Raw genomic sequence first — 23,180 nt, forward strand, 5'->3', positions numbered from 1 at the left:
GCCCCATGTCCAATACTTCCACCGTGGCCAACGAAGCCACGCGCCGCCGCACCTTCGCCATCATTTCCCATCCCGACGCCGGCAAGACGACGCTGACCGAAAAGCTATTGCTGTTCGGCGGCGCGATCCAGATGGCCGGCTCGGTGAAGGGCCGCAAGGCCGCGCGCCATGCGACGTCCGACTGGATGGCGCTGGAAAAGGAGCGCGGCATCTCGGTCACCTCGTCGGTCATGCAGTTCCCGTACGACGGCAAGATCATCAACCTGCTCGACACGCCGGGCCACGCCGACTTCGGCGAGGACACCTACCGCGTGCTCACCGCCGTGGACAGCGCATTGATGGTCATCGACGTGGCCAAGGGCGTGGAAGAGCGCACGATCAAACTGATGGAAGTCTGCCGGCTGCGCGACACGCCGATCATGACCTTCATCAACAAGCTGGACCGCGAGGGCAAGGACCCGATCGACCTGCTGGACGAGGTAGAGAGCGTGCTCGGCATCCAGTGCGCACCCGTGACCTGGCCGATCGGCATGGGCCAGCGGCTGAAGGGCGTCGTCCACCTGCTGACCGGCGAAGTGCACCTCTACGAACCCGGCCGCAACTTCACCCGCCAGGACTCCACCATCTTCGCGTCGCTGGACGACCCGCAGCTGGAAGCACGCATCGGCAGCGACATGCTGTCTGCGTTGCGCGATGAACTGGAACTGGTGCAGGGCGCCAGCCATCCGTTCGACAAGCAGGCCTACCTCGACGGCAAGCAGACGCCGGTGTTCTTCGGCTCGGGCGTCAACAACTTCGGCGTGCAGCCGCTGCTGGACTTCTTCGTCGAACACGCGCCGTCGCCGCTGGCGCGCGAGACCACCGGCCGCCAGGTGCAGCCGGACGAGAACAAGCTGACCGGCTTCGTCTTCAAGATCCAGGCCAACATGGACCCGCAGCACCGCGACCGCGTGGCGTTCATGCGCGTGTGCTCGGGCCGTTTCGAGGCCGGCATGAAGACCTTCCACGTGCGCAGCGGCAAGGAGATGAAACTGGCGAACGCGCTGACCTTCATGGCCAGCGACCGCGAGATCGCCGCAGAAGCCTTCCCCGGTGACGTGATCGGCATCCACAACCACGGCACCATCTCCATCGGCGACACCTTCACCGAGGGCGAGGCGCTGTCGTTCACCGGCATTCCCAACTTCGCGCCGGAACTGTTCCGCCGCGCGCGCCTGCGCGACCCGCTCAAGCTCAAGCAGCTGCAGAAAGGCCTGGCCCAGCTATCCGAGGAAGGCGCGACCCAGTTCTTCCGCCCGCTGATGAGCAACGACCTGATCCTCGGCGCAGTCGGCGTGCTGCAGTTCGACGTGGTGGCGTACCGCCTGAAGGACGAGTACGGCGTGGATGCGTCGTTCGAGAACGTCAGCGTGGCGACGGCGCGCTGGATCCGCTGCGACAACGCGAAGAAGCTGGAGGAATTCCGCGACAAGAACGCGATGAACCTGGCGCTGGACGCCGCCGGGCAGCTGGTCTACCTCGCCCCGACGCGGGTGAACCTGCAACTGGCGAAGGAACGCGCACCGGACGTGCAGTTCCTTGCCACGCGCGAGCACGCGCACAGCGTCGACCTAGGCTGAACGTGCAGGGGCAGCGATGGGTCTACCGGCGACTGACTGGCCGCCGGACGGTCAATGCATCGCGTGTTGCATTGCGGTAACGTGGCGACATGAGTGAACCGACCTCCTTCGAAGCCCTGGAGGCCCGTAAACGGGCCGACCACCTGGTCGACCTGCGCGACGAACTCGCCAGCGCGCTGACGCACGGACTGGGCGCCGTGCTCGCACTGGCCGGCGGCGCGGTGCTGATCACCCTTGCCGCCATCCACGGCGACGGCTGGCAGCTCGGCGCCTCCATCGTGTTCGGCGTCACCCTGCTGCTGCTCTACACCGCGTCGACGCTGTACCACGCCATCCAGCACCCCGTGGCCAAGGGCCGACTGAAGGTGTTCGACCACTGCGCCATCTACCTGTTGATCGCCGGCACCTATACGCCGTTCACCCTGATCGGCCTGCGCGGGCCGTGGGGCTGGGGCCTGTTCATCGCGATCTGGACGATCGCCATCGCGGGCGTGATCTTCAAACTGTTCTACACCGGGCGCTTCAAGCTGCTGTCGACGCTCATCTACATCGCGATGGGGTGGCTGGTAGTCGTGGCGATCAAGCCGCTCCTGACCTCGGTCGATCCGTGGACGCTGGGCTGGCTGCTGGCCGGCGGCCTGTTCTATACGTTGGGCACCTTCTTCTACCACCGCGAATCGATCCGCTACTCGCACGCGATCTGGCACCTGTTCGTCATCGCCGGCAGCGTCTGCCATTTCGTCGCCGTCACCCAGCAGGTGCTGTTGCCCCGCCTGGCGTGAAGCGCGCATCGACGTTCGTGTCCCGCACATGAACCACCACGCCGCGTTTCGCGGTACGTGAACACGCGGTCCCCAACCATGGGGCCATGAACGCTGCGCGCCCCCCACATCGTCGTTTCGCCCTGCGCCCGCTCTCGCGCACCGGCGCGATCGTCCTCGGCGTGCTGGCGGCCGTGATAGTGGTGGTGCTGATCCTGTTCGAATGGAACTGGCTGCGGCGGCCCATCGAGTGGGTCGTCGAACGGCAGACCGGTCGCAGCTTCCATATCGCCGGCGATCTGGATGTCGACCTGGGCCGGGTGACAACGGTACGCGGCGACGCGCTGACCTTCGGCAACGCGACGTGGTCCAAGGTGCCGACGATGGCGGCGGCGGACCGCGCGGAACTGAGCGTGGAGGTGTTTCCGCTGATCTTCAAGCGCGAGACGCGTATTCCGCACATCCACCTGACGCGCCCGCAGCTGCGGTTGGAAAGCGGTCCCGATGGCACGGGCAATTGGGTGTTCGGCGACACGAGTGGCGAAAGCCGGATGACGTTCCGCGACCTCCGGATCGACAACGGCCGGCTGCTGTTCCTCGATCCGAAGGCGAAGACCGATGTCGACGTCATGCTGGACAGCACGAAAGCGCCCACACCCGATCAGCCATCGGCGGTCAACGTCGACGGCAAGGGCCGCTGGGCGGGCAACCGTTTCACGCTGGCCGGCCAGGTCGCGTCGCCGCTCGCGCTGCGCGATACCGACAAGCCTTACCGCATCGATCTGCGAGCGACCGCAGGACCGACCCGTGCCCATGCGCGCGGCACGTTGCTCGATCCGTTCCGCCTGCGCGACTTCGATCTGCGCTTGATGCTCGCCGGCCAGAATCTGGAAGACCTCTTCCCGCTGATCGGCGTGGCCACGCCGCCGACACCGCCTTACCGGCTGGACGGCCGCTTCACCCGCGACGGCACTACGTGGCACTACAACGATTTCGCTGGCGTCGTCGGCGACAGTGACCTGGGCGGCTCGGCCGCGGTGACCGTGGGCCGCGAGCGTCCGTTGCTCAAAGCGAATCTCGTTTCGAAGCGCCTGGATTTCGATGACCTCGCCGGGTTCGTCGGCGCACCACCGAAGACCGGTGGCAGCGAAGCCAGCAATGCCGAACAGCGCGCGGAAGCGGCGGCACTGGCCGCAGATGCACGCCTGCTGCCGGATGCGCCGTACAACCTGACCAAACTGCGTGCAATGGACGCCGACGTGCGCTGGAAGGCGCATCGCATCAACGCGCCCAGCCTGCCGATCGACGACATGGATGCGCACCTGCTGCTGGACGCGGGCTTGCTGCGCCTGGAACCACTGAACTTCGGCGTCGCGCAAGGCGACATCCGTTCGCAGATCCGGATGGACGCGCGCAGCGAGACGATCCGCACGCAGGCGAAGATCGCCGTGCGCGGGCTCGACCTGGGCGAGCTGTTCCCGCAGGCCGAACTCACCAAAAGCGCGATCGGCCGCATCGGCGGCGACATGACGCTCGCCGGCACCGGCAATTCCATTGCCGGCATCCTGGCTACGGCCGATGGCGATATCGCGATGGGCATGGGCCGCGGCCAGATCAGCAACCTGCTGATGGAACTCGCCGGCCTGGATATCGCCGAAGCACTGAAATTCCTGATCACCAAGGACAAGACCGTGCCCGTACGCTGCGCATTCGGCGACTTCGCGGTGAAGGACGGCGTGATGCAGACGCGCACCCTCGGCTTCGACACGGCCGACACCATCATCGTCGGCAAGGGCCAGATCAGCCTGAAGGACGAGACGCTGGATCTGGAGATGCGGCCGCGCCCGAAGGACCGCAGCATCCTGGCCTTGCGCTCGCCACTGGTCGTCGGTGGCACGTTCAAGGATCCCTCGTTCCGTCCCGACTTCAAGCGACTGGGCCTGCGCGGCGCGGTGGCCGTGGCACTCGGCACCATCACGCCGCCGGCCGCCCTGCTGGCCACGATCGAGGTCGGGCCCGGCGAGGACAGCGCCTGCGGCGGGCAGTACGCGAAGTAAGGCGACTCAGCTGGCGATATAGCGCTGCAGCTGGTCCAGTTCGACCTTCTGGTCCTCGATGACCGCCTTGACCAGGTCACCAATCGAAATGACACCGACGATGTTATCGCCGTCGGCCACCGGCAGGTGACGGATGCGGTGCTCGGTGACGACCTGCATGCAATGATCGACGCTGTCGTCCGGGCGCACGGTGACCACCTTCGACGTCATGATGTCGCGCACCGGCGTATTGGATGACGAGCGGCCCTGCAGCACGACCTTGCGTGCGTAGTCGCGCTCGGACACGATGCCGCACAGTCGCGGTCCCTGCATCGCGAGCACCGCGCCGACGCCTTTCTCCGCCATCAGCCTGATGGCATCGAGCACGGACGCATCGGGCGACACCGCGAAGACTTCAGGGGCTTTGGCCCCCAGCAACTGACGAACCGTGCGCATGGCGATCTCCGGAATGGGGAGCGGGTCGATCTGGCCCGGCCAAGGATACGCCTGCCGACGCGGGTTGCCACGCGTCCACCAGATACAGGGGCCGCTGCTTGGATTCCTCGTACAGGCGCCCGAGATATTCGCCGATCAGGCCCAGTGCCACCAACTGGACGCCGCCGAGGAACAGGATCACCGTCATCATCGTCGGCCAGCCGGCTACCGGATCGCCGAACAGCACGGCTTTGCCCACGATATAGATCGCGAAGGCGAAGGCCAGCAGCGCGGTCATCACACCCAGATAGGTAGCCACCCGCAGCGGTGCGGTCGTGAAACTGGTGATGCCCTCGATGGCGAAGTTCCACAGCTTCCAGAAGCCGAAGCTGCTGCTGCCCGCCACCCGCGCCTCGCGATGGTAGGGCAGCGCCTTCTGGTTGAAGCCCACCCAGCCGAACAGGCCCTTCATGAAACGGTGGCGTTCGCGCAGTTCGCGCAGTGCGGCCAGCGAACGCGGCGACAGCAGGCGGAAATCGCCGGTGTCGGCCGGGATCGGCGTCTTCGACAACTGCCCGATCACGCGATAGAACGCATGCGCGGTGGCGCGCTTCAACCAGCCCTCGCCATCGCGCGCGATGCGTGTGCCGTGCACGTTGTCGTAGCCCGCCTGCCACTCGCGCACGAAGTCGCCGATCAGCTCCGGCGGATCCTGCCCGTCGGCATCCAGGATCAACGCCGCGCCGGTCTCGACGCGGTCCAGGCCTGCGGTGAGCGCCGCCTCCTTGCCGAAGTTCCGCGACAATCGCAGCACCGACACGCGCGGATCATCCGCCGCGAACGCCCGCATCACCGCCCAGGTGGCGTCGCGGCTGCCGTCGTCGACATACAGGATGCGGCCATGGACGCCTTCCAGCGCATCCAGCGCCGCCATGACGCGCGGGTGCAGCAGCGGCAACGATTGCGCTTCGTTGTAGGCGGCCACCACCACGGTGATCTGCCAGGGTCCATCATTGCTCATTGCAGTGTCTCGAGGTACGCGGCGCCACCGATCTGCCGGACCTGCCGCTGGATACTCGTGGCGCGGCGCTGCACATAAGGCCCCGGCCGATGCGCGCTGTATCGCCGCGGCGACGGCAGCACCGCGGCAAGACGTGCGCTCTCGTTGGCGGTAAGGCCCGCGGCATCCTTCCCCCAGTAGCGTCGCGCCGCCGCTTGCCCGCCATACACCCCGTCGCCGAACTCGGCGACGTTCGCGTAGACCTCCAGGATGCGCGTCTTCGGCCACAACGCCTCGATCAGCACGGTGTACCAGGCCTCCAGCCCCTTGCGCGCCCAACGCGTGACGCGGTTGCTGCCCTGCCAGAGGAACAGGTTCTTCGCGACCTGCTGGCTGATGGTGCTGGCACCGCGAAGACGCGTCACCGGCCGGCCGCGCTTCTCGGCGCGCTCGACCATCTTGCGGTTGTGCACGCGCGCCTTCTCGATTGCCGTCAGGTCAAAACCACGATGACTCGCGAAATTCTGGTCCTCCGCGGCGACCATCGACAACGGCAGGCTCGCCGCCATGCGGTCCAGGTCGCGCCATTCGTACGCCAGCCGGAAGCCGAACTCTCCCTTCCCCCACGCCTCGACCACGCGCGCCGCCATGAAGGCCGTGAACGGCGGGTCCACGAAACGCAGCGCGACGACCTGCACGATGCTGGCGGCGGCGAACAGGAACGGCAGCGCGAGCAACCAGCGGAACCAGCGGCGCCCCCGCGACGCCTTTGCAACCGGCACTGCGCTCATCGGACCTGCCGGAGCTTGCGGATGGTGTGGGTCGTCCCCATCGTGATGTTTCCCTTAGGACTGTCGGATCAGCGGCATTATGCCGAGACGTCCGCCCACCCCGCATTCCCTGCCCGGATTTCCATGACCGCCCCCCCCGCCACTGACACCTTGACCCGCTTCCTGCTTCCCGCCGCCGGCGTCCGCGGCGTGGCTGTACGGCTGGAGGACACGTGGCAGACGGTGGCGGGCCGCGCCGAGTATCCACCGGCAGCGCGCGAACTGCTGGGGGAAGCCAGCGTGGCGGCCGTGCTGTTCACCGGCCACACCAAGGTGGACGGCCGGCTGTCGATCCAGTTACGCAGCCAGGGCAGCCTGCGCAGCCTGTTCGCCGAATGCACGGCGGCCGGCACCGTGCGCGGTATCGCGCAGGTGGCTCAGGACCAGGACGCGCCGCGCGACCTGCGCGACCTGGGCGACGACGCCCTGCTGGCCATCACCATCGAGAACCCGGGGCTGGACCCGCGCGAGCCGCAGCGGTACCAGAGCCTGGTCGGCCTGGAGGCGAGCCGCCTGGCGGAGGCGTTCGAGGACTACTTCCGCCAGTCCGAACAGCTGCCCACCCGCTTGCTGCTGTCCGCAGACAGGGTGCGCGCGTGCGGCGTGATGCTGCAGAAGCTGCCCGGCGACGAAGGCGACGACGACGGCTGGAACCGGGCCGGCGCCCTGTTCGACACCCTTGGCGAGGCAGAACTGCTGGCCACCGACATCCCCGATCTCCTGCACCGGCTGTTCCACGAGGAGTCGCTGCAAATCCTGACCCAGCGCCCAATTCGCTTCGGCTGCTCTTGTTCGCGCGAGCGGGTTGCGAGCATGCTGCAGTCGCTGGGGGAAGAAGAGGCAACGGCCGCGCTGGCCGATGGGATAGCTGAAGTCCGTTGCGAGTTCTGTGGGCAGGAGTACCGGTTCACCCCGCCCCAGATCGCGGAACTTTTCAGCCTGCCGCTGGTCGACGTGGAGGCGCCCAGCCGTCTGCAGTAGTCCGATCGTCGGCCGGGTGTCTCGGGGACTTGTTAAAGAAACATAAACGGCATAGCATCGGTTCCCCTTCGGGAGGGGAACTCCGGGTCTACCCAGGAGTCTGAAGCGAGCCATGAATCTGCGTAGCCTTCCACTGTCGCTTGCCCTGTTGCTCGCCCTCGGCGTGGCGACGGATGCGCATGCGCAGAAGAGCACGCGCAAGCCCGCCTCTGATCCCCAACCCACCGCCCTGCCGATCTGGAACAACGACGGCAAGGTCGAGGCGGTGCTGCTGCTGGAACCCACCGGCCAGGCCGAAGCGGGTGCCCGCTGGCGTCTCGGCCGCAACTCCCTGACGACTGCATTCGGTCTGGACAGCGGCGACGCGCTGGGCCTGGTCTGCAACCGCAGGGCTGGCGTCGTCGGCAATATCGGCAACCTGGCGAGCCATTGCATGCTGGCAACCTTGGGCGACGATGACGACAACGCGAGTCAGCGCCTCAGCGCCTCCGCCGTCCTCAGCCGCCCAGGCGGCAGACTCGGCCTCTCCGCTGGCACCGGCCGCGATACGCTGCCGAACTGGTTGTCCTCCGGTCGCGGTACCGCCCGCGTCGAGCAGAACGACTTGGCCGTCTTCGGCCACAAGAACATTGGGCGCGAAGGCTTCGTGTCCATTGGCGGTGCCGTAGCCAAGGCCACCTTGATCCCCGCCTCCGATCTGCCTGCTCTGGCAGACCGCTGGAACAGTCGCAGCCTGACGGTCGGCGGTGGATACGGCCCCTTCAGCGCCAATATCGTCGGACGAGTGATTGATGTCCCAGGCCAGCCCGGCAAGTTCGAGGGCTTGGGCCTAGGCTTTACCTGGCGCACTCCGTGGAGCGGACAGCTCACCGTCGGCGCCGAGAACGTCATCACTCGGGGCAAGAATCCCTTTTCGTTGAACAACGAAAACGCCGACGAGGGCACCGTGCCTTACGTGCGGTACGAGCAGGACCTCTAAAACACTGCGCGGGCCCACCCGCATGCTGCTGATGGAGTAGCCGCGCCTTCTACGTAAGGTTTGCGATCCGACGTCACGCAAGCGTTCATGGTCGACTGATGTGCGTACAGCATCACATTTACGTAACTAACCTTACATCTTCTTTCCTCCTGTCTTCACGCGGGTTTAATTCTCGTTAAAAGCCGACTAGTATCCGGTCACCCCCTCGTTTCGTGGTCACCTTTTTGACTGCATCGAGGGACACCTTGGGATACCCCTTAACGGGAGAGAGAGAAAATGAACCGCAAAACCACGAAGCTCCGTGAGGCGATTTCGTTCGCGCTCGCGGCGGGTGCCGTATCGGCGATTGGCACGGGCTCCGCACTTGCCCAGGCCGCTCAGGGCGAAGCGACGACGCTGGACCGCATCGAAGTCACCGGCACCCGCATCCGCCAGGTGGATACCGAGACTGCGCAGCCCGTCTTCACCCTGAGCCGCGCAGACATCGAAAAGCAGGGCTTTCAGTCGGTCGCCGACATCCTGCAGAACATCTCGGCCATGGGTCCGCCCAGCATCAGCCGTGCCTCGCCGCTGTCGGCGGGTGAAATCGCCGGTGGTACGTACATCAGCATGCGCAACCTGGGGGCGCAGCGCACCTTGGTGCTGGTCAACGGCAAGCGCCTTGGCATTTCGACCAGCGGCTTTGCCGACGTGTCGCTGATTCCGGCTGTCGCGGTTGAGCGCATTGAAGTCCTGAAGGACGGCGCCTCGTCGACCTACGGCTCTGACGCCATCGCCGGCGTGATCAACATCATCACCCGCAGCAACTATGAAGGTGCCGCTGCCAGTGCGTACTACGGCCAATACGGCGAAGGCGATGGCGCGATCAAGAAGGGCGACTTCGTCATGGGCTTCACGGGTGACCGTGGCTCGCTGACCGTTGCCGCCGAGTGGGGTGAAGAGGACGTAGTCAAGGCCTCTGATCGTCCTTACAGCGCCTTCCCGCGCTCCAGCAACCACCCCACCGACCAGTGGACCACCGCAGGCCAGGTGGGTGGCTTCACGGAAACGTGGGCGAACCGCGCACGCTACCCGAATGTGACCTTCACCGCGCCCTCCGGCACCACCACCAATCCCTCGACACGCATCGTGCTGCGCGACGGCGGCGACCCGCGCAACGCGGCGGATTACATCCGTCAGGACATCAATGTCGGCAGCTGCACGGCGGCCGGCTGTACGCCGGGCAGCACGCTGCACAAGAGCAACACCAACATGCAGACCGACCTGCGCACGCCCGTCGAGCGCAAGGGCCTGTACGTGGACGGCGTGTTCGACATCACCGACAACATCCGTTTCCGCACCAACCTGCTTTACGCCAACCGCGTTACCGACCGCACCGTGGCCGGCTATCCGATGCAGGCTGCGTCGTTCGGCTCCAGCAACGGCGGCACGGGCGTGCCGCTGGCTGCCACCAGCTATTTCAATCCGATCGGCGCACCGATCACCACGTGGTGGCGCCGTACGTGGGAAGTGCCGCGCGTCAGCACGAGCGACCTGACCACGTACCGGTTCTCCGGCGCGTTCGAAGGCAGCTTCGAGCTGGCGGATCGCTTGTTCGACTGGGACGTGTCGTACCTGAGCAACAAGAACACCCAGGTCCAGAAGGCGTACGGCAACCTCAACCTGGCCAACGTCGCGCGCGCGGTGGGCCCGTCCTACCTCGATGCCGCCAGCGGCCAGGTCCGTTGCGGCACCGCAGCCTCGCCGATCGCAGGTTGCGTGGCGTGGAACCCGCTGCTGCCGTACGGTTCGTCGGGACAGGGCAGCCTGACCAACAATCAGGCGCTGCAGAACTACCTGTTCCAGGAAGAGCATTCCACCGGCGAGACCAAGACCACCGTCCTGGCCGCCAACTTGGCTGGCACCATCGTGGCGCTGCCGGCGGGTGACCTCGGCTTCGCGCTGGGTGTGGAAAACCGCAAGGAGGAAGGTACGTTCGTTCCCGATGCGCTGGCACAGACCGGTGGCTCCACCAACCTGTCGGCTGGCCCGACCGGTGGCAAGTACACCGTCAACGAAGTCTATCTGGAGCTGCAGGTTCCGATCCTGGCCGACCTGCCGTTCGCGCGCGAGCTGAGCTTGAACGTCGCCAGCCGTTACTCGGATTACGACACCTTCGGCAGCACGGTCAACAACAAGTTCGGCATGAAGTGGAAGCCGATCGACTCGCTGATGCTGCGCGCCACATACGCGGATGGTTTCCGTGCGCCGACGATTTCGGACCTGTACGGTGGTGGCTCGCAGACGTTCTCGTTCTTCACCGATCCCTGCGACACCAACTTCGGCAGCTCCGCCAGCAACGCCACGACCCGCGCGAACTGCGTCGCGGCAATGGGCGCGGTGGCCAACACGTTCCGCCAGTTGGGACAGGGCCTGGTACCGGCCGGTTCGCCGAATACGCAAACCCCGATAGCCTTCACGTCCGGCTCCAATCCGCTGCTGACCCCGGAACTCTCGAAGTCCCAGACCCTTGGCGCCGTGTGGAGCCCGAGCTTCATCGAAGGCCTGAACATCTCGCTGGACTGGTGGAAGATCCGCATCGGCGACACGATCGTGACCGATTCCCCGACGCAGATGCTCAACGACTGCTTCATCCAGGGCATCACCAGCCGCTGCTCGCCGACGCTGTTCACCCGCGATGCCGCACTGGGTTACGTCAACTTCCTCTCCTTCGGCAACCGCAACGCGGGCTTCCGCAAGGTGGAAGGGTTTGACTTCGACGTGGCGTACCGCTGGTCGACGGAGAACTTCGGCAACTTCAATGTGTCGTCCAACACCACGTACACCGCGAAGGATTACTTCGTCAGCACCAACGATCCGACCTACGCCACGTCCGGCGTTGGCTTCACCAGTGCGTTCCGCATCCGCTCCAACCTCGGTGTGAACTGGCAGATGGGCGCATGGGGTGTCAGTTGGACGGCACGCTATTACTCGTCGATGAAGGAAGGCTGCACCTACTTCACCACGGGCTCGACCGCTGCCAACCTGGAATGCAACGAGATCGTCTACGCGCCGACGGGCGTCATCCGTCCGGATGGCACTCCCGACAGCGCGATCTCGCGTCGCAACCGCGTCGGTTCCAACACGTTCAACGACGTGCAGGTCCGGTGGGATGCGCCGTGGAACGCGACGATCTCGATTGGCGCCAACAACGTGTTCGAGAAGGTTGGCCCGGTGATGTACACCCAGCCGAGCGCCAACGTGTCGTACTACGGCAACTTCGACATCGGCCGCTTCGTCTACATGAAGTACACCCAGAAGTTCTGATAGAGCTCCCTGGTTCGAGCAAGACCGGCACGGCCCCGCAAGGGGCCGTGTTTTTTTGGCCCGATCCCCGGGCTGGCCTTCGCCCACCGGGGACCTCCCACCCCGGCTACCCGTCACAGGATGTGAGCCGAAACCGTGCCGAAGAGGACATCAAACTCCCCGCAACGGTGCGCACGGGCGCGCGGCGCCTGAATAGAATCCCTGTTCAGGTGCGAAATCACCTACCCGTCGCACCTTGCCCGACCCGGCCCTTCCCTTTGCCGAGTTTCATCGACTTAACAACACTTTAATTCTTGGAGTGGGCCGACTATGATCGGGCCACCCCGGCGCTTTGGCGGCCAGCTTGGCCTGCCCTCCGGGAATCCCAGGGCTCTACCGACCTCACTTTGGAGAGAGAGAGAATGAAGTGCAAAACCAGCAAGCTGCGCGACGCGATCAGCCTCGCGCTCGTCGTCAGCGCATCCACGACGGGCGCCGCGTTCGCCCAGGAAGCCACGACCACCCTCGACAAGGTCGAGGTGACCGGTTCGCGCATCAAGCGCACCGACGTGGAAACGTCCCAGCCGGTATTCAGCCTGAGCCGTGAGGACATCCAGGCGCAGGGTTTGACCTCCATCGGCGACGTCATCCAGAACCTGACCTCGAACGGTACGGCGCTCAACACCAACTACAACAATGGCGGCAACGGCGAGACGCGAGTCTCCCTGCGTAACCTGGGCGCGCAGCGCACGCTGGTGCTGGTCAACGGGCGCCGCTGGGTGGCCGGTACCGGTCTGGGCGGCGCCACCGACCTGAACACGATTCCGACCGCTGCCGTCGAACGCATCGAAGTGCTGAAGGATGGCGCCTCGGCCATCTACGGTTCCGACGCCATCGCGGGCGTGGTCAACGTTATCCTGCGTACCGATTTCGACGGCGCGGAAGCGAACGCGTACTACGGCCAGTTCCGGCAGGGCGACGGTACGCGTGAATCCTACGACATCACCATCGGCAGCTCGGGCGAGCGCTTCAGCTCGATGTTCGGTGCGTCGTACGTGAAAGAAAATCCGGTCATGGCGGGCGATCGCGAGATCTCCGCGGTACCGGTCTTCGGTACGGGCCTCGCCCGCGGCAGCAGCACGAGCCCGAACGGTCGCTTCGCACTCTGCTCCGGCGCCTTCACCCCGGGGACCTGCTCGGTCGGTGAAACCCGTCCGAACGGCACGGCTGGCCAGTTCGGCTACAACGAAGGCCAGACCCCGGCGCAGTGGCGCCCGTGGGGTGCAGGCGTAAATGACATCTACAACTATGCGCCGGACAACTATCTGGTGACGCCGCAGGAGCGCAAGTCGATCTTCGGCCAGGCCTCGTTCGACATCACCGATAACGTGCGCTTCACCACCACCGGCACCTACAACAACCGCAAGTCCGAGCAGCTGCTGGCTGCGATGCCCATCGTGCTGGGCACCGGCCCTGGCGCCGGCGTGCAGGCTCGCACGCTGTCCATCAGCCCGAACAGCATCTACAACCCGTTCGGCCAGACGGTGTCGCGCATCCAGCGTCGCGCTGTCGAGACCGGTGGCCGCAGCTTCCGCCAGAACGTCGACACGTTCGGCTTCGTGGGCGCACTGGAAGGCAACTTCGAGCTCGCAGACCGTTACTTCGCGTGGGACGTGGGCTACAGCTACGGCCGCAACGACCAGAACGACACCACCGACGGCCTGTTCAACATCCTGGCCCTGCGCAACGCGCTGGGTCCGTCGTTCCGCGATGGCAACGGTGTTGCACGCTGCGGTACCGCCGGCAACGTGCTCGACGGCTGCGTTCCGCTGAACCTGCTGGGTGGCGTGGGCTCGATCACGCCGGAAATGCTGGCCTACTCGACCTTCGTGGCGCACGACGAGTACCAGTACACGATGAAGCAGTGGTTCGCCAACCTGTCCGGCGAAATCGTCGAACTGCCGGGTGGCATGCTGGCATTCGCGGCCGGCGTGGAACGCCGCAGCGAATCCGGCTACGACTCTCCGGATGCCCTGATCAATTCGGGCAACACCACGGGCAATGCGCGCACGGCTACCTCCGGCAAGTACTCGCTGAGCGAGGTCTACCTGGAACTCTCAGCGCCGCTGCTGCGTGATGTGTTCCTGGCCAAGGAACTGGAACTGAGCATCGCCTCCCGTTTCTCGGACTACGACACGTTCGGCAACACCCTGAACAGCAAGTTCGGCTTCAAGTGGAAGCCGATCGAAGACCTGATGGTCCGCGGCAGCTGGGCCGAAGGCTTCCGCGCTCCGTCGATCGCCGAACTGTACGCCGGCGTGGCCGACTCGTTCGCTCCGATCGCTGATCCTTGCTCCACCACGTTCGGCGGTGGCTACAACGTCCTGACCGCAGACCAGCGCGCGCGCTGCCATGCACAAGGCGTGCCGGTCGGCGGCTATGACCAGGGCAACTCGCAGATCCGCATCAGCGTGGGCGGCAACCCCAACCTGCAGCCGGAAACCTCGACCAGCAAGACATTGGGCCTGGTGTGGAGCCCGTCCTTCATCTCCGGCTTCGACGTGTCGCTGGACTGGTGGAACATCGCCATCAAGAACGGCGTCATCACCCGTTCCGGCCAGTTCATCCTCGATGCTTGCATCGAAGACGGCAATGCGCAGGCGTGCTCGCTGTACAACCGCAATGCCAGTGGCGCCATCGACACGCTGCTGTCGTCCGGCCTGAACTCGGCCCAGATCGAAGCCGAAGGCTACGACCTGACGTTCAACTACCGCCTGCCTAACACCCAGTGGGGTTCCTTCTCCTTCAACCTGGACAACTCGTACTACTCCAGCTACGAAGAAGACCGCGATGGTGACAACCGGGTTGGCGAGTATGTCGACGGCGCCAACCGCTGGCGCATCCGCTCCAACCTGCTGGCCCGTTGGGAACTCGGGGACTGGGGTGCCACGTACAGCGGGCGCTTCTACTCCCGCCAGGAAGAGCAGTGCCCGCTCTACTACAACGACTACGGGTTCGGCGAGCTGTGCAGCGACGCCATCCTCGGCCCTGGCGAAGACGGTGGCGTGGATGTGGTCCAGGCCGGCTCGAAGAACACGATCGGCGGCGCGACGTACCACGACATCAGCGCCTACTGGAAGGCACCGTGGAATGCCAAGATCACGCTCGGCGTGAACAACGCGTTCGACAAGACCCCGCCGACCTCGTATTCGACGTTCGCCAACTCGTTTGACCCGTCGTACCGCATCAACGGCCGTTTCTTCTACATGCAGTACAACCAGAAGTTCTGATCTGGTCCAAGCGCAACAGACTACGGCCCTTCGGGGCCGTAGTTTTTTCTGCACGTCTCACCGAGGTGATCCGCCATGTCCGTGCAACTTGCTTCCATCTTCGCGGTACCCGTCGGCCAAAGCCTCATGCCGGATGCGGATGCACTGAACCGTGAGCTGGAAGCGCTGTTGCTTGCGCGCGAGGCGGACCCGCAGGGGCGTTATCGCAACGCCAATCCTTCCCTGAAGCAGCAACCAGGCGTCTTCGAAAGCGAGTTCGACCTCTTCGCCTGGCCCGAACCCTGCATCAAGCAACTCCGTGCGTTCTGCTGGGCGATGCTGGGCGATGTGATCCAGCAGGCGAACGGCTACGCGAAGGAGGACCTCCAGCGATTGGAAATCTTCTCGCACACGTGGTTCCACGTGACCCGGCAAGGCGGGCTCACCATCATGCATTCGCACCCGATGGCGTCATGGTCGGGCGTGTACTGCGTCAGTCCGGGGGATCCGGTGCCCGACAGGCCGGAATCGGGCGTGCTGCGATTCCATAATCCCCATGGCTACAGCAACTACTTCATGGATCCGGGCAACGCGCACTTCAAGCCGCCTTACCATCATGGCAGCTGGTCCTTCGCGCTGCAGCCCGGACAGCTCGTGCTGTTTCCTTCCTGGCTGCAACACGAGGTCTTGCCTTATCACGGCGAATCGCCACGCATCACGGTGGCCTTCAACTGCTGGTTCGGCAGCAAGCGCGCCGGCTGATCAGGATTGCAGCGGGGACAACCCCACCCGTAGCGGCTGCAACTGGGCTTCATAGTGGCGCCACACCATGCCGCGATCGCGCCGGATGCCCTGCCGCGCCAACGCCGCGCTTGCGGTCGCCACACGCCCGCCGCTGCGCGACACATCCGCGATCGACGCCTGGTAGCTCAAGCCGCAGTACTCCGCCACGCGCTGACCGACCGCGTCCGGCGCGGAGACCAGTTCGTCGTAGTTCACCTGCAGGATGCGCCCAGGCAACACATCGAGCCAATGCTGCATCAGGCGACGGTACTGCAGGTAGAAATGCGCGAGCTCAGCCTGGTCGTAGGAGTAGGTCGCCACGCCGGCGAACAGCGTGCGCAGGTTGGAGAAACAGGTATCCATCGGGTCGCGCACCAGGTTGATGATCCTGGCCTGGGGCAGCGCCTTGGCGATCAACCCGATGTTCCAGAAATTCATGGGCAGCTTCTCGGTGAAGAAGGGCTTGCCCCGGCTCAGCCAGCGCGCCGACTCGGCATACCCTCGCGCGATGCCTTCCATGTCCATGCCGGGCAGCTTGGCCAGGACATGGGCATCCCAGCGGTTGGCGTAATGATGATCCGCCGCGAGCCGGACCTGTGCATCGAAGGCACCCGTTTCTCCGGCATCGGCAACGTTGGAGTGGCCTGACAGCATGCGCTCCAGCAGCGTGGTGCCCGAACGATGCATGCCGAGGATGAAGATCGGTACCGCGGGTTGCTCGACAGCGACCTCGCTGCGCAGGAATGCGGCATCGAACGTGGCGATGGCGTCATCCACCAGCGATGCATCCTCTGCGGGCGAATACTCCACATGCGTACGTTTGACGCGGCACCCGCGCTGCAGTGCCGACCACGCGCCCGCATGATCGCCGATGTCATGGAGCTCCTTGTGGAGTCCGAAACCCAGATAGACCTCGCCTTCCTTGCCGGGCGTGGCCTCGGCGAGCTGCCGACGCAAGCGGTCCACGTGATTCGATTCCGGCGTCTGGGTGCGGACGCTCGCCAGCATCCAGGCATTCTGGTAGAGCCGGGGATCGGCCTTCAGCGACTGCTCGTAGCGCAGTTCGGCCATGTCGGGTTCGCCGGAAAACAGGTGCAGGTTTCCGCGGACATACAGTGCGGGGGCGCAGTTGGGGTCGCGCTGCACCGTGCGTTCCGCAAGCCGGACGGCCGCCTCATGGGCGCCGATGGAGCCCAGCATCACCACGGCCCTCGCGAGGACATGCGGCGGCGCCGACTCGGCGAACCGGGTGTCCGCCAGGCAACGCTCCAACGCGTCGAACTCGTTGAAGAAGCGCAGCCGCTGCGCGACACCGTACGTGATGCCCGGATGCACGGACGGGATACTCGCGCCCCGCATCAGCACCTCATGCGCAAGCACGTGCTTCCCTTCACGCGAATACAGCGTGGACAGGCCGATCAGCGACGGCACGTGGCGGGGATCAAGCTTCAAGGCGCCGAGGTATGCCGCTTCCGCCACCGACCATTGCTTGCGGTCCGTCGCGGTTTCACCCTGCATCCACAGTTTGTCTGCGCTCACCGTCCCCGTCATTCCCGCCCACACCTGTTCAGTTGATCGATTGCGTGCACCGATCCCCTCGTCGTGATGACGGCGGGGCTGGAGACGTCGCTAGTGTAAGGGGTGCGATCCATGGCAGGCACACCCCCGCATGGACATGCTGCCCTCGCCTCTCTGCCGCGCCAGCGCGCGGGGCGGACGCCGCACCGGACAGGATCCTGTGGGCATGGAGCACGCTTGCCGGCGCCGCCTTACTCGTCGGCCAGCAGTGCGCCTGCCTGCAACGCGGGCAGTACGTACTGCGCCGCCCAGCGCAAGGCCTGCGTCACTTCGTTGCGATAGGTGCTGCGCAACAGGGCATGCTCCTGGTCGCGCATCCGGGCGTCGTAGGGCCGACTGGTGGCCTTCGAATGCGATCCGGCGAGGACGCGGACATGCATGCGCAAGGCGTCTTCGGGCAACGTCAAGCCGAGGAAGGCCGCCGTCGATACCGTGCCATCTTCGATCTCCGCACTCAGGCACGACCACTCCAGCACCTGCAGGCGATCGCCGCAGGTCGTGCGCAGGTCGGCGACCAGTTCGCGCTGCGCCGCCCACTGCAACGCCGCGGCGGCCAGGATCGACGGCGGCTGCAGCGCCTCCGGCGGAAGGCGTGCGGCAAGCGTCCCTGCCCGCAGCGCACGCTGGACGAGCAGCGGCACCTTCGACAGCGTCTCTTCGGTCTTCTTGAGGTGCGATACGAGAAAGTCTTCAAGCCGCGACGTCAGCAACACCGCGTTCGCGTCGGGAACGGCGTCCATCGCCTGGCGGGCGATGTTCAATGCCGCATGCGTCGGCTTCAGGACGACACGACCATCGGGACGCCATGGGCGCGACAGCAAGCGGATGACGGGCGGCAACCACCGCGACACTTCTTGGCCGCCGTCCGCGAAATCCGACAGCCTGCGCAGCACCAGTGGTTCGCGCAACGCCACGCTGTAGGGAGGAAGATGCAGCAGGCGGGCAAGCAGGGTCGAACCGCAGAAGGAGGTGTGCCACAACCATGCCGGCCGGTGCCCCGATGGCGGCAGGCATGCCAGTGGCGCCAGCGGCGTCAGTGCCTGCGGCCTTCCCTCCGCCGGCATCCTCGGGTCCAGGAAAACGCTTGCCTGTATCAAGGCTTCATCGCAGCGCAACCACTGCATGCGCCCGCCTGCCAGATCCACGTCGAAAGGCAGCCACGCCGCATCATCGGGATCGACGGGCGCAAGCATGTCCAGCACGGAAGCAGGGGGGGATGCCATCACGGCGGGCGACTCGAAGGGATCGCCATCCTAGCGGAGATGCGCGCGTGCACGAAGCGGTGATGCCGCCAGGACGCCGGTCGCATTCCTGGCGATTCGCGTGTCCCGACGTCGCGTCACTCCAGCCGCACTTCCGCGCTGCCCGAGAACGTCTCCAGGCTGACACGGCCACTGCCGCTGCCGTAGGTGGTGGAGAAGCTGGCGCCAGGGCCACGGCGCTTCTCGATGGTCACGCCGCTGGCCTTGAGGCTGCCACTGAAGCTCTCGCCGCCGACCTGCGCGGATACGTCCCTGGGCAGGCGCAGCAGCAGGTCGCCGCTCACCGACTCCATGTTGATCTCGCCCGCCGGAGCCAAGGCGGTGCTCACTTCGGCGCGGCCGCTGACCGTGGTGGCACTGAGTTCGCGAACGCGTTCGCCGTTGACGACGACCTCGATGCGGCCGGAGACGGTTTCGGCCTCGATATCGCCACTCAAGCGACCGCGCAGCACGATCGAACCGCTGACCGTACTGACATCCACGTCCTCGCTGTTGAGCGTCAACGTGGCGTTGCCGCTCACCGTTTCCACCTCCGCCTTGCGCGGTGCGGCGGCCGCGAACACGCTGCCACTGACGCTGCTGATCGACAGTTCGCCGGATGCCACGCCGTTGACATGCACGTCGGCAGCGACCGACTCGATGTCCACGTCCGCGCGCACCGGCACCATCACCACCAGGTCGGTGGGGCCGGTCTTGTTGCCGCCCCAGCCACTGTTCTTGGGATAGCGCACCTCGATGTTGATCTGGTCGCGCGAGCCGTGGATCTCCAGGCGTTCCACGCCCTTCCCCAGCGTGCCGGTCACCTGCACCTCGTTGCGCTCCCAGCCGCGCACCTCGATGCGGCCCTTGATGTTGCTGATGTCGACGCGCCCACGCGCGTCGAGCGGGCGGGTTTCGTCGATGGCGCTCTGCGCGAGCGCGCTGGATGCCAGCAGTGCGGTGGCCAGCAACAGGACGAAGGAAGACGTACGCATGGGGAACTCCTCAGGTCATGACCGCGCGCTGGGTCAGTACCAGGCGTCGGGCGTAGGTGCGGCGCAGCTGCTCCAGCAGGAAGCGGGCGTTGGGATCGGTGGCGATGGCGTGGCGGATTTCGGCCGCGCTCTGGTCCAGCGCGTGCAGCGCCGGGGCGTAATCGGGCGACGCCTTGGCCTGCGTATCCATCTGCGCCAGGGCACCGGTGTAATCGCGCGTCATCGCCGCGGCCTCGCGCTGGATCAGCGCATCGCCGTCGGGCGCGCGCTGGAGCTGCCAGGTCACCGTGACGGCCAGCAGCACCGAGGCCGCCAAGGCAAAGGGCGCGACGCGACGGGGACGACGCGCCGATGCGACGGACGGCGCAGGCGCCGCCGCCAGCTTCGCGGCGATGTCGGGCCACAGGTCGCGGGAGGGCGGTGTGTCCTGACGCAAGGCACGCAACTGCCAGCGCAGCGCGTCATCGGACAGGGGGGTGGGATCGTGTGGGGTCATGCGTGTGCTCCTAAACGCTCGCGCAGCAAATGCCGCGCGCGGTGCAACTGGGCCTTCGAACTGCCGACCGCCATGCCCAGTTCGGCGGCGATCTCTTCGTGCTTCCAGCCTTCCACGTCGTACAGGACCAGCACGGCGCGGGCGCGAGGCGGCAACGTGGCCACCGCGCGTTCCAGATCCATCGACAGGGCCGTGCCCTGCCCTGCGCTGTCGGCCAGGCCCAGCCCGTCCAGCGCATCCTCGTCATCATCGAAGCGAGGTCCGTTGCGACGGCCACGCAGTTCCATCAGCGCGGTGTTCACCGCCAGGCGGTGCAACCAGGTACTGAAGGCGCTTTCGAAGCGGAAGGCCGGCAGTGCCTGCCAGGCCCGCACGAACGCCTCCTGCGTCAGGTCCTCCGCCCGCACGCCGTGCTGGCCCACCAGGCGCTGGATGACGCCATGGATGCGGCCGGCATGGCGCCGGTACAGCGCCTCGAAGGCCCGCATGTCGCCACCGGCGGCCGAACGCGCCAGGGCGGTGTCCTGGGCGGCGGCGTCCTCGGGGGCGAGGCTGTCGGAGAAAGGGTCGATCACGGCATTCAGCATACTGACTACGATGCGGCCGGGTGCGCAGGGGTTTAGAGGCCCCAGATCTTTTTGCCTACGCTGGTTCACTCCACCGCAAAACCCTCTCCATGCACGGATCCCCTCTCCCCGTGCAACGGGGAGAGGGTGCCGAAGGCGGGTGAGGGGCGAACGGCGTCCGGGGGCATGCGCGCCAGGACAAGATCCACATCATCGATGGTCGACGACCTGCGGACGTACCCCTGACATATGCGCCGTCGCCCCCTCTTCCGCCCTGCGGGCACCTTCTCCCGCAAGGGGAGAAGGGAGCAGCGCCACCCGCCCAAAGAAAAAGCCCCGCCGCCTCCGGGGTGGACGCAGCGGGGCTTGCGCAGGAAAGGAGTGCGCGAGGCGGGGAATCAGTGCGCCAGGCGGGTGGCGATGCGTTGCTGTTCGTCCTTCAGCGCCTGCGGGGTACGGGCGCCGAATTCCTCCAGGTAGTCGCCGATGCTGGCGAACTCGGCCTGCCAGCCGGCGCGGTCGAAACCGAACAGCAGCTCGTGCGCTTCATCGCTCAGCGCCACGCCGTCCAGGTTGAGGTCTTCGGCGCGCGGCAGGTGGCCGATTGGGGTCTCCACCGCGCCGGCCTTGCCTTCGACGCGCCGGATCATCCACTCCAGCACGCGCAGGTTCTCGCCGAAGCCGGGCCACAGGAACTTCCCGTCGCCGCCCTTGCGGAACCAGTTCACGTGGAAGATGTTCGGCAGCTTCGCGTTGGCGCCGTCGAACGACAGCCAGTGCGCGAAGTAGTCGGCGAAGTTGTAGCCGCAGAACGGCTTCATCGCCATCGGGTCACGGCGCATCACACCGACCGCGCCCGTCGCGGCGGCGGTGGTTTCCGAGCCCATCGCCGCGCCGACCAGCACGCCGTGCGTCCAGTCGCGCGCTTCGAACACCAGCGGCACCAGCGAGGCGCGGCGGCCGCCGAAGACGATGGCGCTGATCGGCACGCCCTGCGGGTCTTCCGCCTTGGCGGAGTAGCTGGGGCACTGCCTGGCGGAGACGGTGAAGCGCGAGTTCGGATGCGCGGCCGGGCCGTTGGCGGCGTCGTACGGACGGCCCTGCCAGTCCAGCGACGGCGTGCGCGTGTCCAGGCCTTCCCACCAGGGTTCCTGCTCGTCGGTGACGGCGACATTGGTGAAGATGGTGTGGTGGCTGATGGTGGCCAGCGCGTTGGGGTTGGAACTGTCCGAGGTGCCCGGCGCCACGCCGAAGAAGCCGGCTTCCGGATTGATCGCGTACAGGCGGCCGTCGGCGCCCGGGCGCATCCAGCAGATGTCGTCGCCGACGGTCCACACCTTCCAGCCAGCCTGGCGATAGCCTTCCGGCGGAATCAGCATGGCCAGGTTGGTCTTGCCGCAGGCGGACGGGAACGCGGCGGCGATGTAGTGCGTCTCGCCCTGCGGGTTCTCGATGCCGACGATCAGCATGTGCTCGGCCAGCCAGCCTTCGCTACGCGCCTGGTGCGAGGCGATGCGCAGCGCATGGCACTTCTTGCCGAGCAGCGCGTTGCCGCCGTAGCCGGAGCCGAAGCTCTTGATGGTCAGCTCGTCGGGGAAATGCATGATGAAACGGCGGTCGGGGTCCAGCTCGCCGGTGGAGTGCAGGCCCTTCACGAAGGTGCCTTCGCGCTCGATGCGTGCGAGGGCCGGCGCGCCCATGCGGGTCATGATGCGCATGTTCGCCACCACGTACGGCGAATCGGTGATCTCCACGCCGCAGCGCGACAGCGGCGAATCGATCGGGCCCATGCAGTAGGGAATGACGTACAGGGTGCGTCCGCGCATGCAGCCGGCGAACAGCGCGTCCATCTTCGCGTGCGCCTCGGCCGGGGCCATCCAGTGGTTGTTGGGGCCGGCGTCTTCCTGCTGCGGCGTGCAGACGAAGGTGAGGTGCTCGACGCGCGCCACGTCGCTCGGGCTGGAGCGGTGCAGCCAGCTGTGCGGGTGGGTTTCGGGATTCAGCGGCAGCAGCGTGCCGTCGGCCAGCATCTGCTTCGTCAGCAGTGCGTGCTCGGCATCGCTGCCGTCGCACCAGTGGACGTGATCGGGCCGGGTGAGCGCGGCGACCTCCGCAACCCAGGCATTCAATGCATCCAGCGAACTGCCCGGAAAATCGTTGCGTTTGAAAACATCGACCGCTGCGCTCATGCCTCGCCCTCGAAAAGTCAGACCAAAATGATACCAATGTCTTGTCCTGCAGACGAGGAGAACGCGTCCGGGGTCGGCTGGCGGTCAGCGTGGGGGCTGGGATAGCCCCCTCTCCCCGCGCTCGCGGGGGGAAGGGT

At 66.0% G+C, this 23,180-nt stretch carries 17 protein-coding genes; 8 read left to right on the top strand and 9 right to left on the bottom strand.

Annotation, left to right across the window (positions count from 1 at the left end):
• Positions 1–5: 5 nt before the first annotated feature.
• From AX730_RS17915 to AX730_RS17925, 3 genes are all read left to right on the top strand, one after another.
• Positions 6–1,619, top strand: coding sequence for a peptide chain release factor 3 (locus AX730_RS17915; RefSeq protein WP_062358560.1), 1,614 nt, complete (start codon positions 6–8; stop codon positions 1,617–1,619).
• Between the two features lie 89 nt (positions 1,620–1,708).
• Positions 1,709–2,401, top strand: coding sequence for a PAQR family membrane homeostasis protein TrhA (trhA, locus tag AX730_RS17920; RefSeq protein ID WP_062358561.1), 693 nt, complete (start codon positions 1,709–1,711; stop codon positions 2,399–2,401).
• An 86-nt stretch (positions 2,402–2,487) separates the two neighbouring features.
• The gene (locus AX730_RS17925) at positions 2,488–4,437 is read left to right on the top strand and encodes an AsmA family protein (RefSeq protein ID WP_062358562.1); all 1,950 of its coding nucleotides are present in this window, start codon (positions 2,488–2,490) and stop codon (positions 4,435–4,437) included.
• Between the two features lie 6 nt (positions 4,438–4,443).
• Here AX730_RS17925 and AX730_RS17930 read toward each other — a convergent pair whose 3' ends face one another.
• From AX730_RS17930 to mtgA, 3 genes are read right to left on the bottom strand one after another with little or no spacing between them, the layout of a single operon-like run.
• Positions 4,444–4,872 (bottom strand): CBS domain-containing protein, encoded by a 429-nt coding sequence (locus AX730_RS17930; RefSeq protein WP_062358563.1) that lies wholly within the window; start codon positions 4,870–4,872, stop codon positions 4,444–4,446.
• Positions 4,832–5,872 carry a glycosyltransferase family 2 protein gene (locus AX730_RS17935; protein WP_062358564.1) on the bottom strand — a complete coding sequence of 347 codons (1,041 nt, stop codon included), beginning with the start codon at positions 5,870–5,872 and terminating at the stop codon, positions 4,832–4,834. The genes AX730_RS17930 and AX730_RS17935 overlap by 41 nt, the downstream gene beginning before the upstream one ends.
• Complete coding sequence (gene mtgA, locus AX730_RS17940; RefSeq protein ID WP_062358565.1) at positions 5,869–6,642, bottom strand: monofunctional biosynthetic peptidoglycan transglycosylase; 774 nt, start codon at positions 6,640–6,642, stop codon at positions 5,869–5,871. The genes AX730_RS17935 and mtgA overlap by 4 nt, the downstream gene beginning before the upstream one ends.
• Positions 6,643–6,765: 123 nt before the next feature.
• Here mtgA and hslO point away from each other — a divergent pair, with 123 nt between their 5' ends.
• The 5 genes from hslO to AX730_RS17965 all read left to right on the top strand — a co-directional run bounded on the left by hslO (position 6,766) and on the right by AX730_RS17965 (position 15,957).
• Positions 6,766–7,662: an Hsp33 family molecular chaperone HslO gene (gene hslO / locus AX730_RS17945; protein ID WP_062358566.1), complete on the top strand. Its 897-nt coding sequence runs from the start codon at positions 6,766–6,768 to the stop codon at positions 7,660–7,662.
• A 148-nt stretch (positions 7,663–7,810) separates the two neighbouring features.
• The gene (locus AX730_RS17950; RefSeq protein ID WP_198147248.1) at positions 7,811–8,641 is read left to right on the top strand and encodes an XOO1806 family protein; all 831 of its coding nucleotides are present in this window, start codon (positions 7,811–7,813) and stop codon (positions 8,639–8,641) included.
• Positions 8,642–8,917: 276 nt separating this feature from the next.
• Positions 8,918–11,947, top strand: coding sequence for a TonB-dependent receptor plug domain-containing protein (locus AX730_RS17955; protein WP_062358567.1), 3,030 nt, complete (start codon positions 8,918–8,920; stop codon positions 11,945–11,947).
• 401 nt (positions 11,948–12,348) lie between these two features.
• Positions 12,349–15,216: a TonB-dependent receptor gene (locus tag AX730_RS17960; protein ID WP_062358568.1), complete on the top strand. Its 2,868-nt coding sequence runs from the start codon at positions 12,349–12,351 to the stop codon at positions 15,214–15,216.
• Between the two features lie 75 nt (positions 15,217–15,291).
• Positions 15,292–15,957, top strand: coding sequence for a TIGR02466 family protein (locus AX730_RS17965; RefSeq protein WP_062358569.1), 666 nt, complete (start codon positions 15,292–15,294; stop codon positions 15,955–15,957).
• Here AX730_RS17965 and AX730_RS17970 read toward each other — a convergent pair whose 3' ends face one another.
• The 6 genes from AX730_RS17970 to AX730_RS17995 all read right to left on the bottom strand — a co-directional run bounded on the left by AX730_RS17970 (position 15,958) and on the right by AX730_RS17995 (position 23,043).
• Positions 15,958–17,517 (bottom strand): tetratricopeptide repeat-containing sulfotransferase family protein, encoded by a 1,560-nt coding sequence (locus AX730_RS17970; RefSeq protein WP_198147246.1) that lies wholly within the window; start codon positions 17,515–17,517, stop codon positions 15,958–15,960. It lies immediately after the preceding gene.
• A 230-nt stretch (positions 17,518–17,747) separates the two neighbouring features.
• The gene (locus AX730_RS17975) at positions 17,748–18,779 is read right to left on the bottom strand and encodes a hypothetical protein (RefSeq protein WP_198147247.1); all 1,032 of its coding nucleotides are present in this window, start codon (positions 18,777–18,779) and stop codon (positions 17,748–17,750) included.
• A 116-nt stretch (positions 18,780–18,895) separates the two neighbouring features.
• Entirely contained in the window at positions 18,896–19,792 is an 897-nt protein-coding gene (locus AX730_RS17980) for a DUF4097 family beta strand repeat-containing protein (RefSeq protein ID WP_062358572.1), read from the bottom strand.
• A 10-nt stretch (positions 19,793–19,802) separates the two neighbouring features.
• Positions 19,803–20,288 carry a hypothetical protein gene (locus AX730_RS17985; RefSeq protein ID WP_062358573.1) on the bottom strand — a complete coding sequence of 162 codons (486 nt, stop codon included), beginning with the start codon at positions 20,286–20,288 and terminating at the stop codon, positions 19,803–19,805.
• The gene (locus tag AX730_RS17990) at positions 20,285–20,863 is read right to left on the bottom strand and encodes an RNA polymerase sigma factor (protein ID WP_232310295.1); all 579 of its coding nucleotides are present in this window, start codon (positions 20,861–20,863) and stop codon (positions 20,285–20,287) included. The genes AX730_RS17985 and AX730_RS17990 overlap by 4 nt, the downstream gene beginning before the upstream one ends.
• A gap of 389 nt (positions 20,864–21,252) precedes the next feature.
• Positions 21,253–23,043 (bottom strand): phosphoenolpyruvate carboxykinase (GTP), encoded by a 1,791-nt coding sequence (locus AX730_RS17995; protein ID WP_062358575.1) that lies wholly within the window; start codon positions 23,041–23,043, stop codon positions 21,253–21,255.
• Positions 23,044–23,180: the final 137 nt, after the last annotated feature.

It is taken from the genome of Pseudoxanthomonas mexicana (genome assembly GCF_001556105.1).
GTDB classification, from domain to species: domain Bacteria; phylum Pseudomonadota; class Gammaproteobacteria; order Xanthomonadales; family Xanthomonadaceae; genus Pseudoxanthomonas_A; species Pseudoxanthomonas_A mexicana_A.

Bases quoted from the DNA above. Each gene is read 5' to 3' on its own strand.
- trhA (WP_062358561.1), top strand. From the start codon at position 1,709: ATGAGTGAACCGACCTCCTTCGAAGCCCTGGAGGCCCGTAAACGGGCC.
- AX730_RS17995 (WP_062358575.1), bottom strand. From the start codon at position 23,043: ATGAGCGCAGCGGTCGATGTTTTCAAACGCAACGATTTTCCGGGCAGT.
- AX730_RS17980 (WP_062358572.1), bottom strand. From the start codon at position 19,792: ATGCGTACGTCTTCCTTCGTCCTGTTGCTGGCCACCGCACTGCTGGCA.
- AX730_RS17960 (WP_062358568.1), top strand. From the start codon at position 12,349: ATGAAGTGCAAAACCAGCAAGCTGCGCGACGCGATCAGCCTCGCGCTC.
- AX730_RS17965 (WP_062358569.1), top strand. From the start codon at position 15,292: ATGTCCGTGCAACTTGCTTCCATCTTCGCGGTACCCGTCGGCCAAAGC.
- AX730_RS17915 (WP_062358560.1), top strand. From the start codon at position 6: ATGTCCAATACTTCCACCGTGGCCAACGAAGCCACGCGCCGCCGCACC.
- AX730_RS17975 (WP_198147247.1), bottom strand. From the start codon at position 18,779: ATGGCATCCCCCCCTGCTTCCGTGCTGGACATGCTTGCGCCCGTCGAT.
- mtgA (WP_062358565.1), bottom strand. From the start codon at position 6,642: ATGAGCGCAGTGCCGGTTGCAAAGGCGTCGCGGGGGCGCCGCTGGTTC.
- AX730_RS17930 (WP_062358563.1), bottom strand. From the start codon at position 4,872: ATGCGCACGGTTCGTCAGTTGCTGGGGGCCAAAGCCCCTGAAGTCTTC.
- AX730_RS17985 (WP_062358573.1), bottom strand. From the start codon at position 20,288: ATGACCCCACACGATCCCACCCCCCTGTCCGATGACGCGCTGCGCTGG.
- AX730_RS17955 (WP_062358567.1), top strand. From the start codon at position 8,918: ATGAACCGCAAAACCACGAAGCTCCGTGAGGCGATTTCGTTCGCGCTC.
- AX730_RS17935 (WP_062358564.1), bottom strand. From the start codon at position 5,872: ATGAGCAATGATGGACCCTGGCAGATCACCGTGGTGGTGGCCGCCTAC.
- hslO (WP_062358566.1), top strand. From the start codon at position 6,766: ATGACCGCCCCCCCCGCCACTGACACCTTGACCCGCTTCCTGCTTCCC.
- AX730_RS17925 (WP_062358562.1), top strand. From the start codon at position 2,488: ATGAACGCTGCGCGCCCCCCACATCGTCGTTTCGCCCTGCGCCCGCTC.